The sequence below is a fragment of the Rathayibacter sp. AC182 genome, assembly GCF_979253875.1.
The window spans coordinates 468,586-480,453 of record NZ_CEEDEK010000003.1; the positions used below are offsets into that span (position 1 = coordinate 468,586).

Here is an 11,868-nt window from a genome sequence, read left to right on the forward strand (position 1 = left end):
ACTGGGTCCATGTCAGCGCAGCCCGTGAAACGCGTTCGAACCCGCCACTTCCAGACCGCGAAGGACTCGGGTGTGCGCATCACGGGTCTGACGAGCTACGACCAGCTCACCGCGCGGATCTTCGACGAGGCGGGGATCGACTTCCTCCTCGTGGGAGACTCCGCCGGCAACAACGTGCTGGGCTACGACACGACGCTCCCCGTCACCGTCGACGAGCTCATCCCCTTCGCCAGGGCGGTCGCCGGAGCCGTCGAGCGGGCCTTCGTGGTCGCGGACATGCCCTTCGGCTCCTACGAGTCCGGTCCGGACGACGCGCTGCACACCGCCTTCCGCTTCATGAAGGAGACGCACGCGCACGCCGTGAAGCTCGAGGGCGGGGTGCGCTCCGCGGAGCAGATCCGCCGGATCGTCGACGCGGGCATACCGGTCATGGCGCACGTCGGCTTCACCTCAGAGCGAGCACGGCCTCGGCGGCCACATCGTCCAGGGCCGCGGCGAGGGTCTCGAGCAGCTCCTCGCGGACGCCCGCGCCGTCCAGGAGGCGGGCGCCTTCGCGGTCGTGCTCGAGATGGTGCCCAGCGAAGCCGCGCGCCGGGTCACCGAGGAGCTGCGCATCCCGACGATCGGCGTCGGAGCCGGCCCCCACGTGGACGGCCAGCTGCTCGTGTGGACCGACTTCGCCGGCTTCACCACCGGTCGCGTCCCCCGCTTCGTCAAGCAGTACGCGGACCTGCGCGGGGTGCTGACCGGGGCCGTCACGGCGTACCGCGAGGACGTGGAGTCGGGCGAGTACCCGGCCCCCGAGCACAGCTACGAGTAGAAGGCCGTCAGCGGTCCTCGGCCGCTTCCTCGGCCCACCTGCGGCTGTTCTCCCGGAGCCGCTCGGCGCCGCCGCCGCCTCCTCGCGCGAGGCGAAGGGGCCGACGCGGTCCACGGACGGGGACTGGAACCCTGCTCCACCGCACCGGTCTTGGAGTTGTACCACCAGGAGGTCTCGTCGCCGTCAGCCATGGGGCCGATCCTACGCTCGGGCACCGGGGAGCTGCTCCTCGCGCTTCGCCAGCATGACCGGTATGACTGCTTCGACGACCGCCATCGGCATCGACATCGGGGGAACCGGGATCAAGGGGGCGTTCGTCGACCTCGACGCGGGAGCGCTCCTCAGCGACCGCGTGAAGCTCGCGACGCCCGAGGGCGGACGACCGAAGGACATCATCGCGGTCGTCACCCAGATCATCGACGCGCTCCCCGACGTGGCCGCCGACACTCCCGTGGGCATCTGCTTCCCGGCCGCCGTCGTGCACGGGCGCACGATGTCGGCCGCGAACGTCTCGGACGAGTGGATCGGCCTCGAGGCCGAGAAGCTGTTCGAGGACGCGATCGACGCGACATCTTCTTCGTCAACGACGCGGATGCCGCGGGCTATGCGGAGGCGCGCTTCGGCGCCGCGAAGGACAAGCCGGGACTCGTCCTCATGACCACGCTGGGCACCGGCATCGGAACCGCGCAGATCTACAACGGCGTGCTGATCCCGAACGCCGAGCTCGGCCACCTCGAGATCCACGGCGGCGACTACGAGAAGAAGGCGTCGTTCGCCGCGAAGGAGCGCGAGGACCTCGACTACAAGCAGTGGGCGAAGCGGCTCCAGCGCTACTACTCCCACCCCGAGGCCCTGCTGTGGCCCGACCTGATCATCGTGGGAGGCGGGATCTCGAAGCACTACAAGGAGTTCCTGCCTCTGCTGGACCTGCGGACCCCGATCGTCCCGGCCGAGCTGCGCAACAACGCGGGGATCCTCGGCGCCGCCGCCCTCGCGGGTGGAGGGGTCCACTCCTGAGCACCCCGTCCTGAACGAGGACCCCGCAGCGTCGAACGCTGCGGGGTCCTCGTGCGGAAGGGGCCGGCTGATACGCCGGGTTCTGTTCACGCCGCGCCTCTCGGCGGGCGCTGGACGGCCATCCTCTCGGAGCCGTGTCGCCGCGGCCCTCCAGCGGTCTACCCGAGGACCCGACGAGCAGCCGCATCGTCCTCTGTCTGACCTTGCTCCGGGCGAGGTTTACCGAGCGGACCGGATCACCCGGCCCCTGGTGGTCTCTCACACCACCGTTTCACCCTTACCGCGGGCCGGAGCCCGTGGCGGTCTGTTCTCTGTGGCACTGTCTCGCGGGTCACCCCGGGTGGGTGTTGCCCACCGCCCTGCTCTGCGGAGCCCGGACGTTCCTCGGCGCCGGAGCTCTCCGCCCCGGCGACGCGGCCGTCTTGCCGACCCGTTCGCCCGTCCAGTGTAGGACGGTGCTCAGGCGAGCGTCGACTCGTCCCCTCGGACGAGGACGGCGCCGCTGTCGGGGCAGAGGACGACCTCGTCCGGAGCGCTGGCGCGGATCCAGGAGAGGTCCGACTCGGTGAGGGCGACTCCGCTGCCCTCGGACACCTTGCCGCGCAGGAGCGCCGCGCCGACGCCGTAGCGCGCCCGCTGCTTCTCGTAGAGCTCGACCAGGTCGGACGGGATCGTCTCGACCAGCGAGGCGCGATCGCGAGCGAGCGACTCCTGCTTGCCGGCGAGCTTCTCGGCCAGGGCCGCCTTCTCGTCGGCGAGGGTGTCCAGGGCCGCGACGACCTCGTCGCGCTCGGCCCGGGCGGTCGCCACCTCGGCGTCGATGCCCTCGATGCGCTCCATCAGGGTCAGCTCGATCTCCTCCAGGTCGCCGCGGCGCTTGAGCAGCGATGCGATCTCGCTCTCGAGGGCCGCGATGTCCTTCGCGGAGGAGGAGACCTGCAGTCGCTCCCGGTCGCGGGCGAGCCGCTTCTCGACGACGCTCACATCGGACTCGATGCGTCCGAGCTCCGTACGGGCGTCCTCGAGGCGTCCGAGGCCGCTCGGCGAGGGTGCGCCGGGTCTGGTCGTTGCGCGCCTGCATGGCCTGGATCTTCGCGATCTGCGGCAGCGTGGCGACGGCGTGGCGCAGCCGGGCTGCTCGCGTGTCGAGCGTCTGCAGGGTCAGTAGCTCGCGCTGGTCGGCGGGGCTGGCTTTCACGTCGCGGTCCTCGTTCCCGGCACAGGGGTCGTCGTGCCGCGTCCATTCTCGCGTGTCGAGCGCCGCTCAGTGGACGATCGCGAAATCCCAGGGATCGGTGCGGGTCTCGCTCACGTCGACGGCGAGCGTCGGCAGCGCCCGGCGGAGCGCCTCGGCGGCCACGTCCAGCCAGAGCCACTCCCGCTCGCCCAGTGCGAGACGTCCAGCAGCGCGGGGCCGGTGCCGTGCAGGGCCTTCTCGCGCGCCTCCGAGGCCGGGTGGTGCCGGAGGTCGGCCGTGATGTACACGTCGCTCGTGCGGACGCCGGGGGCGTCGAGGAGGGAGTCCCCCGCTCCCCCGCAGAGCGAGACTCGGCGGACCGGCGTGCCGTGGAGCCCGGCCGCGCGCACTCCTCCGGCCGTGGCGGGGAGCAGATCCGCCACCGCGGAGGCGCAGACGGCCCAGCGTCACCTCCTCGGGCAGGTCGCCGACGCGACCGAGCCCGACCTCCGGATCGGCGCCGGGCACGATCGGCGTGGTCCCCGTGAGGCCGAGGCGGGAGGCGATGACGTCCGAGACCCCGTCCGCCACGATGTCCGCGTTCGTGTGCGCCGACACCAGCGCGCAGCCTCCGCGGATCAGGTCGGCGAGCAGGCGGCCCTTGTAGCCGTCCTCGGCGATGGAGGTCACCCCGCGCAGGAGCAGGGGGTGGTGCGCCACGAGGAGCTGGTACCCGCCGTCGACGCCCTCCTGCACGGTGTCCGAGACGACGTCCACGGTGAGGAGGATGCGCTCGATCGACGAGTCGGGGTCGCCCGTGACGAGACCGGGTGCGTCCCAGCTCCGGCGGCGGCCTCTGGCCAGAGTCGGTCGATGACGGCGTGGACGTCGCGCAGGGAGGGCATGCCACAAGGCTAGGGTGCGGAGCGGTCGGGCCGCGTCAGTGCGCGTGGTCGGATTCGACCGCTCGGATGGCGGCGTCCGACACGGATGCGTCGTCGTCGAGGTCCGCCGCGAGGTAGTCCTCGGACTCCGGCAGCCGGACGGTGATGCCCCCGTACTGCTCCCACCTCGAGGGCGCCGTGCAGACCGGAGGCCGCGAGGACGTGGCCGCCCACCGTCCCGGTGGTGTCGACGAAGTGGGTGTGCAGCCCCGCGACGCTGATGCCCTGGAACGGCTTGGGCGCGACGAAGCCGACCAGCGTGCCCTCGACGGACTCCAGGTGCAGCTCCCGCTGGTCGTGCATGGCGTCGGCGAGGCGCAGGTAGGGCTTCGTCTGCGCGATCGGCTGGCGTAGCGTCAGCCGATCGAAGCGTCCCCGCACGCGGACGCCCAGGAACACGTTGTGGCTGGCGACCAGGCCGCGCACCGCCGCGAGCAGGGCGTCGAGCGACGGGACATCGTGCAGCGGCACCACGACGTCGGCGCGGAAGTGCGAGACCTCGACGAAGGCGACGCGGTCGTCGGGCTCGAGCACCAGGACCGACCCGTCCTCCGCGCGGAACAGCCGGTGGACGCCGTCGAGGACGACGAGCTCCCCGGTCCATCCGATCGCCGCAGCCCAGGCCGAAGTCGCCCGCGAGATCGACCTCGGAGCGGGACACGACGCCGTCGAAGAGACCGGCCAGCAGAGCGTCGACCAGGGAGAACTGCGTGATGAGGCCGCGAGAGGCGGTCGATGCGGGCATGCCCACAGTCTGGCGGAGCGGGACGCGGTGCCCTCACCCCCTGTTCGTGCCGGCGACGGCCCGAGCTCCGGAGGGGGAGCGGATCATCGAGAAGTCTCGGTGATCCGCCGCGATGCTTCAACGCAGAAGGCCGCCCCGGAGGGCGGCTCGTCTGTCTCGGTGGATCCGAGGGGATTCGAACCCCTGACCCCCTGCATGCCATGCAGGTGCGCTACCAGCTGCGCCACGGACCCGTTCGTCTTGCCTGTTCTGTTCCCTCCGCCCGGCGGAAGCAACTCGAATAATCTAGCACGAAGTGCGTCAGACGAAATCGAGAGCCGCCACCGGGCGTGTTCCTCAACTGGAGGCGGTCGAGGACTCCGCCACGACGGGCTGGTCGAGGGTGAACGGAACCGTCGGGCAGTCCTTCCAGAGGCGCTCGAGGAGTAGTACATGCGGTCCTCCTCGTGGAAGACGTGGACGACGAGGTCGCCGAAGTCGATCAGGATCCAGCGGCCCTCCGAGCGGCCCCCTCGCGGCGCAGGGCTTCCGCCCGGAGGCGATCAGCCGATCCTCGACCTCGTTGGCGATCGCGACGACGTTGCGCTCGGAGCGCCCGGTCACGAGCAGGAAGATGTCGACGAGCGGCAGCGGACCGGACACGTCGAGCGCGACCAGGTCCTCCCGGCCCTGGGAGTCGGCGGCGGTGGCCGCGATGTCGAGCAGGGCGCGGGCGGAATCGGTCGCGGTCATGAAGCCTTCAGTGTCGGGAGAGCGGATCAGAAGATGTTGAGGACGAAGCCGCCGATGAACAGCGCGATGGAGGCCACGAGGAGCACGGCCGCCGTGATGGCGAGCACCACGGAGCGCTGATGCCGCGCTTCTTCTGCGGCGCGATCATGGCGGTGCCGGCGGCGTGCGTCGAGACGGCGCTCGACGCCCGGACGGGCTCGGAGTCGGCAGCGGGCTGCTCGCGGTCGATGCGGTCGACGTAGCGGTCCACATCGGGCGAGTCGTAGAGGTTGGGGTGCTGACCCGTCGAGCCGAGGCTGCGCGGGAGCTCGAAGGTGCCGGTGACGATCACCTCGCCGGTGTCGGCGCGGCCCTCGACGACGGCGCCCGCACCCGTGGTGGGCAGGATCAGCGCGTTGGTGGTCGTGACCGCGCCCGTCGAGGCGACTCCGCGGGCGATGAGCTCGTCGAAAGAGGCGTCGACCTCCTCCTTGGACTTGCTGTCGAGCTCCTCGGTGATGGCGAGGTGCTCGATCGGCGGCTGGAAGCTGCCCGTGATCTCGGTCGCCTTCTCCTCGCCGAGGTCGATCGAGCCGCCGACGGTGGCGAAGAGGGCGGTGTTGAGCTTCGGCTCGACAGGCCGCGGCTCCTCATCGGAGTCGTCGACCGCGGGCAGTGCCCGCGGCCCGATCGACGGCTCCTTCGATGTCGGACGACTCGACGTCGGACGACTCGACGCCGGACGGCTCGACGGCGGACGACTCACCGGGGGTGGAAGCGCGGGACTGCTCGCCCTCCCCCGGGCCGTCGTCAGCAGCGGACGGCTCGTCAGCGGCGGCTGGCCCGGAGCCGGCCGGGACGTCGACGGCGGGCGCGGCGGCGAGCTTCTCGGCCTGCTGCTGGGCGTGCAGGGCACGCAGCTCGCGCCGGGTCAGGCTCGAGCGCTCGACGCCCTCCGGCAGGACGACCTCGAGGGCCGAGGTGCGGAGGTCGGGCTCGCGGGCGGGCTCGGCCTCGGGGGCGGCGATCCGCAGGGTCTGCGTGGGAGTGAGCACGGGCATGTCGCCCGCGGCGGTCACGGAGGCGGTGGCGGCTCGACGCGATGTCGTCGGCGCCGCTGCAGCGGGGGCGACCCCGGCCTCGCGGCGTTCGCGCTCGCGGATCTCGCGCCGGGTGAGCGGCTTCTCCTCGGGCTGGACTGTCATGGCGTGCTCCGATACAGGTGGTGCTTCGAGATGTACTGGACGACACCGTCGGGAACCAGGTACCAGACCGGATGACCCCGGTTCACGCGGCTCCGACAATCCGTCGAGGAAATCGCTAGCGCCGGAATTTCCAACAAGGATACGTCCTGCGCCGGCAATCCCGGAAACGTTGAGCACATGGCCGGGCCGGCTCACCGCGACGAAGTGCGCGAGCTCCCAGAGCTCGTCGTAGTCCTTCCAGCTCAGGATCTGCGCGACGGCGTCGGCTCCGGTGATGAAGAAGAGCTCGGCGTCCGGGTGCGCGGCGTGGATGTCGCGCAGGGTGTCGATCGTGTACGTCGTCCCGATCCGGTCGACGTCGACCCGGCTCACCGTGAACCTCTGGATTGGAGGCCGTGGCGATCACCGTCACGAGGTACCGGTGCTCGGCCGAGGTGACCGTCTTCTTGTGCCACGGCTGACCGGTGGGCACGAAGACCACCTCGTCGAGGTCGAACGACTGGGCGACCTCGGAGGCCGCCACGAGGTGCCCGTGGTGGATCGGGTCGAACGTTCCGCCCATCACGCCGATGCGGGGACGCCGGGGGTCTCCGCTGGCGGCGGACGTCACGAGCGCGGGGCCTCCGGACTGGTGGCCGTGGCCGTGCTGGTCGGCCTGCCCGGTGGTCTTGTGCGAGTGCCGGTTGGCGACGTCGCGGTAGCTCCACGTCACGAAGCCGAGACCGACGAACGCGACGGCGGCGATGAGGCCGAACACGATCGACGGGAACGGCAGCTCGACGTGGGTCGATGCTTCTGCCAGGACGGTCGTCACCAGGGACATTCGGTGCTCCTTGAAGTTCGGGGTGCCCGCGCGGGCGCTGTCGAGTCTACCCGGACGCCACTCGGGCTAGGCGCGGACCTGACCGGCCCCGCGCAGGAGCCACTTCGTGCTCGTCAGCTCGGGCAGTCCCATGGGACCGCGGGCGTGGAGCTTCTGGGTCGAGATCCCGACCTCGGCGCCGAAGCCGAACTCGCCGCCGTCGGTGAAGCGGGTCGACGCGTTGACCATGACGACGGCGGAGTCGACCTCCGCGAGGAAGCGCTCGGCGCTCGCGAGGTCGTTGGTGACGATGGACTCGGTGTGGTGCGTCGAGTAGCGGGCGATGTGCTCCATCGCCGCGTCCAGGTCGTCGACGATCGCGACCGCGATGTCGAGAGAGTAGTACTCGGCCGACCAGTCCTCCTCGGTCGCGGCGACCGCCCCCGGATGCAGGGCCACGACCCGCTCGTCGCCGTGCACAGTGACCCCGGCGCGCTCGAGGCGTCCGAGCACCGCAGGGAGGAGCCGCTCGGCGGCGTCCCGGTGCACCAGCAGGGTCTCGAGGGCGTTGCAGGTGCTCGGGCGCTGGGTCTTCGCGTTGTGCACGATGTCGACGGCCCACTGCTCGTCGGCGGAGGCGTCGAGGAAGACGTGGACCACTCCGGCGCCCGTCTCGATGACCGGGACCGTGGACTCCGTGACGACGGACTCGATCAGCCCTGCGCTGCCCCGCGGCACCAGGACGTCGACGTAGCCGCGCGCGCGCATCAGCGCCTTCGCGCCCTCGCGACCGTGGTCGTCGACCGTCTGCACGAGCTCGCGCGGCAGTCCGACCGAGGCGATCGCCTCCTGCAGCAGCTCGACGAGGACGCGGTTGGTGTTCTCTGCGGCCGTTCCGCCCCGGAGGATCACCGCGTTGCCGCTCTTCAGGGCGAGGGCCGCGATGTCGATGGTCACGTTCGGCCGGGCCTCGTAGATCGCCCCGACGACGCCGAACGGCACGCGGACCTGCGTCAGCGAGGCGCCGTTGGGCAGGGCGGACCCGCGCACGGTCTGGCCGACGGGGTCGACGAGCCCCGCGACGGCGACGACCGCATCGGCGAGGGATCCGAGCCGCGCCTCGTCCAGGCGCAGCCCGTCCTGCAGGCCGGTGCTCATGCCGTTCTCGCGACCGTTCGCGAGGTCGAGCGCGTTGGCGGGGACGATTCGCGCCGCCCCCTCGCGGACGGCGTCCGCGATCGCGAGGAGCGCGCGGTTCTTGAGGTCGGTCGTGGCGCTGCGGAGGGAGCGGAGGCGGCGCGGGACGCGGCGAAGCGGTCGGTCAGCGCGGTGCGGTCGAGGGTCGTCTGCGGCATCCGCACAGTGTAGTGCGGGTGGGAGGCGGACGGACGGGCCCCGGCACCCTGGTGGGTGCCGGGGCCCGAGGTCAGTCCTCGCGGTCGGGTTCGACGCCGTCCTCCTCGTCGGAGACGCGCCACACCCCGCCCTGGCGCTCCCGCTCGAGCTCGGCCCGGGCCGCGGCCTTGGCGTCCATCCGCTCGAAGTACTCGTCGCGGCGCTCGTTGCGCGTCTTGCGCTGGTTCTCGTCGAGCCGCATGTCGGTCCCGCGGGGGCCGTCATCAGCTCGGCTGTCGAGGTGAGCGTCGGCTCCCAGTCGAAGACGACTCCGTCGCCCCTGCCGATCACGACGGTGGAGCCCGCGACGGCGCCCGCTGCGAACAGGCCGTTCTCGACGCCGAGCTTGGCGAGCCGGTCGGCCAGGAACCCGACGGCCTCGTCGTTCGTGAAGTCGGTCTGGGCGACCCAGCGCACCGGCTTCGTGCCGAGGACGCGGTAGACGTTGCCGTACGAGCCGCCCTCGACGCGGATCTCGAAGTCCTTCTCGTCGACCGCGCGCGGACGGATGGTGATGCGCTCGACCTGGGGCGCGGCGGCGAGCTCCGCCCGGTGCTGCTCGACGATCTCGGCCAGGGCGAACGTCAGCTGGCGCAGCCCTGCGTGGCTGACCGTGGAGATCTCGAAGACGCGGTAGCCGCGGGCCTCGAGGTCGGCTCGGACGAAAGCGGCGAGCTCCTGGGCCTCGGGGACGTCGACCTTGTTCAGGGCGACGAGCTGGGGGCGCTCGAGCAGCGGGACCTGGCCCTCGCCGACCGGGTAGGCCGCGAGCTCGCCGAGGATGATGTCGAGGTCGGTGAGCGGGTCGCGACCGGGCTCGAGCGTGGCGCAGTCGAGGACGTGCACGAGGGCCGTGCACCGCTCGACGTGCCGGAGGAACTCGAGGCCGAGCCCCTTGCCCTCGCTGGCGCCCTCGATGAGGCCGGGGACGTCGGCGACGGTGTACCGCGACTCCCCCGCCTGCACGACGCCCAGGTTGGGCGCGAGAGTGGTGAAGGGGTAGTCGGCGATCTTGGGCTTCGCGGCCGAGATCGCGGCGACGAGACTCGACTTGCCCGCGGAGGGGAAGCCGACCAGTGCCACGTCGGCGACGGTCTTCAGCTCGAGGACGATGTCGCCCTCCCAGCCGGGGGTGCCGAGCAGCGCGAATCCGGGGGCCTTGCGCTTCGTCGTCGCGAGCGAGGCGTTGCCGAGACCGCCCTGACCGCCGGGGGCGATCACGAACCGCAGTCCGGGCTCGTCCATGTCGATGAGCTGCTCGCCCTCGGGGGACTTCACGACGGTTCCCACGGGCACCGGCAGTTCGAGGAGGTCGCCGTTGCCGCCCGCGCGGTGATCGCCCATGCCGGGACCGCCGTTCGGCGAGGACTGGTGCGGGTGGCGGTGGTAGGCGAGGAGCGTCGTGACCTGCGGGTCGGCGACGAGGACGATGTCGCCGCCGTGACCGCCGTTGCCTCCGTCGGGGCCGGCGAGCGGCTTGAACTTCTCGCGGCGGACGGAGACGCAGCCGTTCCCGCCGTGGCCGGCACGCAGGTGCAGCGTGACGTTGTCGACGAAGGTGACCCATGGTTGTTCTGTCCGTCCGATCGGGAGTGGAGGCGCCGGTGGGACCGTGCGCCGGGTGCCGAGCAGCGAGTGCCGCTGCAACGCGCAAGGGGCGAGCCGAAGCCCGCCCCTTGCGTCCTGTGCCTGCTCGGCCGAGGAGGCCGACCCTACTGGGCGGCCGCCACGATGTTGACGACCTTGCGGCCGCCCTTGGTGCCGAACTCGACCGCTCCGGCCGACAGGGCGAACAGGGTGTCGTCGCCACCGCGTCCGACGTTCGCGCCGGGGTGGAAGTGGGTGCCGCGCTGGCGGACGATGATCTCGCCTGCGTTCACGACCTGACCGCCGAAGCGCTTGACGCCGAGACGCTGCGCGTTCGAGTCACGACCGTTGCGAGTGGAGCTCGCGCCCTTCTTGTGTGCCATTTCTCATCTCCTCGAGACCGGGGGCCGCAGCCCCGTGCTGATGATCCGCGGTGCGATGGCTCGCCCCGCGGTCAGCGGTTAGCTTGATGCCAGTGACCTTCACGCGCGTGAGCTCCTGACGGTGCCCCTGGCGCTTCTTGTAGCCGGTCTTGTTCTTGAACTTCTGGATGACGATCTTCGGGCCGCGGAGCTCTTCGAGCACCTCCGCGGTGACCGAGACCTTCTCGAGCGCCGAGGCGTCCGAGGTGATCGAGTCGCCGTCGACGAGCAGCACGGCAGCCAGCTGCACGGTGCCGTTCTCGTCGGCCTTGACGCGGTCCATCGTCACGATGGTGCCGACCTCGACCTTCTCCTGCCGACCGCCGGCGCGCACAACTGCGTAAACCACTTCTCGTACCTGTTTTCTCGTCTGGGCGGGGCAGTGCTCGTGGAGCGGATGCTCGTCAGCACTGCGCCGACCGGGGCTTGTATGGACGGGGCGGGGCCCCGTTTCTTTCCCGTCCTCCCACACCGAACGAGGGAACCGGTACCGCGTCCCGCTCTCCGTGAGGAGTCGGACGACGACGGAAATCTGCGTGAGCGCATGGTTCGCGCCACACCAACGGTCAAGAGTACGGGATGGGAGGTCGGCGGTCAAACGGACACTCGGGTGAGCGCGTGTCCGCGGGGTCCGTGCTCCTGCGAGCCCGGCGTCCACGATCCGACGACCCCGTCACGATAGTGGACAGCGCGTCGGCCGGGGCGCAGGCGCGCCGCCTACGATCGACGGATGACGATCCTCCTGGATGCGGCGCGGTGGCCGGCCCACGACACGTTCTGGGCGCATCTCGTCAGCGACGAGTCGCTCGAGGAGCTCCACGCGTTCGCGCGTCGGAACGGAGTGCCGGAGCGCAGCTTCGACCTCGACCACTACGACGTGCCCGAGGAGCGGCGGGCCGAGCTGATCGCGGCCGGCGCGACCCCCGTCGCAGCCCGCGAGCTCGTCGAGCGGCTCCGGAGCAGCGGACTGCGAGTGAAGGGCCGGGACCGCGAGACCGAGAGGGCCCGGCGCCGGCTCTCGCCGGGCACCGGGCCCCGATGAC

8 protein-coding genes, 1 tRNA gene, 1 other RNA gene and 7 pseudogenes are annotated in these 11,868 nt (G+C 71.3%); 3 read left to right on the forward strand and 14 right to left on the reverse strand.

Going from position 1 to position 11,868, the window contains the following annotated elements:
- Positions 1–9 precede the first annotated feature (9 nt).
- Positions 10–820, forward strand: a pseudogene (gene panB, locus AC0CII_RS05440) (3-methyl-2-oxobutanoate hydroxymethyltransferase).
- Here panB and AC0CII_RS05445 read toward each other — a convergent pair.
- A complete protein-coding gene (locus AC0CII_RS05445) occupies positions 811–1,011 on the reverse strand; it encodes a hypothetical protein (protein ID WP_465228819.1) in 201 nt (66 codons plus the stop codon). The pseudogene panB and the gene AC0CII_RS05445 sit on opposite strands and share 10 nt — an antisense overlap.
- Before the next feature lie 62 nt (positions 1,012–1,073).
- On the opposite strand from AC0CII_RS05445, the pseudogene ppgK reads away from it, so the two are divergent.
- Positions 1,074–1,837, forward strand: a pseudogene (gene ppgK, locus AC0CII_RS05450) (polyphosphate--glucose phosphotransferase).
- 55 nt (positions 1,838–1,892) lie between these two features.
- Here the strand turns inward: ppgK and rnpB are convergent.
- The 13 genes and pseudogenes from rnpB to rplU all read right to left on the reverse strand — a co-directional run.
- Positions 1,893–2,270, reverse strand: an RNA gene (gene rnpB, locus AC0CII_RS05455) — RNase P RNA component class A.
- Between the two features lie 26 nt (positions 2,271–2,296).
- Positions 2,297–2,821, reverse strand: coding sequence for a zinc ribbon domain-containing protein (locus tag AC0CII_RS05460; RefSeq protein ID WP_465228820.1), 525 nt, complete (start codon positions 2,819–2,821; stop codon positions 2,297–2,299).
- 280 nt (positions 2,822–3,101) lie between these two features.
- Positions 3,102–3,919 (reverse strand): annotated as a pseudogene (locus AC0CII_RS05465) (Nif3-like dinuclear metal center hexameric protein).
- A 9-nt stretch (positions 3,920–3,928) separates the two neighbouring features.
- Positions 3,929–4,711: an acetolactate decarboxylase gene (locus tag AC0CII_RS05470; protein WP_465229058.1), complete on the reverse strand. Its 783-nt coding sequence runs from the start codon at positions 4,709–4,711 to the stop codon at positions 3,929–3,931.
- Between the two features lie 152 nt (positions 4,712–4,863).
- Positions 4,864–4,936 (reverse strand) — tRNA-Ala (locus AC0CII_RS05475).
- 103 nt (positions 4,937–5,039) lie between these two features.
- Positions 5,040–5,435: pseudogene (gene rsfS / locus AC0CII_RS05480) on the reverse strand (ribosome silencing factor).
- Between the two features lie 7 nt (positions 5,436–5,442).
- Complete coding sequence (locus AC0CII_RS05485) at positions 5,443–6,180, reverse strand: hypothetical protein (protein ID WP_465228821.1); 738 nt, start codon at positions 6,178–6,180, stop codon at positions 5,443–5,445.
- Positions 6,065–6,619, reverse strand: coding sequence for a hypothetical protein (locus tag AC0CII_RS05490; RefSeq protein WP_465228822.1), 555 nt, complete (start codon positions 6,617–6,619; stop codon positions 6,065–6,067). The genes AC0CII_RS05485 and AC0CII_RS05490 overlap by 116 nt, the downstream gene beginning before the upstream one ends.
- Positions 6,616–7,181: pseudogene (nadD, locus tag AC0CII_RS05495) on the reverse strand (nicotinate-nucleotide adenylyltransferase). Before nadD ends, AC0CII_RS05490 begins: the two are co-directional and overlap by 4 nt.
- 327 nt (positions 7,182–7,508) lie before the next feature.
- The gene (locus tag AC0CII_RS05500) at positions 7,509–8,660 is read right to left on the reverse strand and encodes a glutamate-5-semialdehyde dehydrogenase (RefSeq protein ID WP_465229059.1); all 1,152 of its coding nucleotides are present in this window, start codon (positions 8,658–8,660) and stop codon (positions 7,509–7,511) included.
- A 187-nt stretch (positions 8,661–8,847) separates the two neighbouring features.
- Positions 8,848–10,403: pseudogene (obgE, locus tag AC0CII_RS05505) on the reverse strand (GTPase ObgE).
- A gap of 125 nt (positions 10,404–10,528) precedes the next feature.
- Complete coding sequence (rpmA, locus tag AC0CII_RS05510) at positions 10,529–10,786, reverse strand: 50S ribosomal protein L27 (protein WP_055792356.1); 258 nt, start codon at positions 10,784–10,786, stop codon at positions 10,529–10,531.
- Between the two features lie 82 nt (positions 10,787–10,868).
- Positions 10,869–11,174, reverse strand: a pseudogene (rplU, locus tag AC0CII_RS05515) (50S ribosomal protein L21); the annotation flags it as partial.
- Between the two features lie 381 nt (positions 11,175–11,555).
- Here rplU and AC0CII_RS05520 point away from each other — a divergent pair.
- Positions 11,556–11,867: a DUF4031 domain-containing protein gene (locus AC0CII_RS05520; protein WP_207406419.1), complete on the forward strand. Its 312-nt coding sequence runs from the start codon at positions 11,556–11,558 to the stop codon at positions 11,865–11,867.
- The last annotated feature ends 1 nt before the right edge of the window (position 11,868 follow it).